The sequence below is a fragment of the Variovorax sp. KK3 genome, from assembly GCF_001984055.1.
In the GTDB taxonomy this organism is placed as follows: domain Bacteria; phylum Pseudomonadota; class Gammaproteobacteria; order Burkholderiales; family Burkholderiaceae_C; genus Variovorax.
The window spans coordinates 1-267 of the sequence record NZ_LYVO01000226.1 but is presented as its reverse complement, the minus strand read 5'-3'; the positions used below and the strand labels follow the sequence as shown (position 1 = coordinate 267).

The window sequence follows — 267 nt, the reverse complement described above, 5'->3', positions numbered from 1 at the left end:
TTGCGAACCACGAAGCCGTCCAGGCCGCCCGCGGCGTTGATCTGCGGCACGCCGGTGGTCAGCGTGGCCCGGTGGGCGTTGATGAAGGTGCCGCCGGCGACGGCGATGCCGGCCGGGTTGGCGACGATGACTTCGGCCCTCTGGCCGGCGACCTCGATGGCGCCCTGCAACTGTGTCGGGTTGCCGCCGACGATCTCGTTCAAGATGACGCGGGCGGGGCCGTTGGCAAGGAAGGGGTTGCCCTGCACGAGGCCGCCGAGCTGCGTT

The 267-nt window shown here is 70.8% G+C and carries 1 protein-coding gene; it reads right to left on the bottom strand.

Annotated features, from left to right (window positions below; all coding sequences use genetic code 11):
- Window positions 1-267, bottom strand: a 267-nt coding sequence (locus B0W80_RS34285) for a filamentous hemagglutinin N-terminal domain-containing protein (RefSeq protein WP_143684948.1), incomplete at both ends; no start/stop codon positions are given.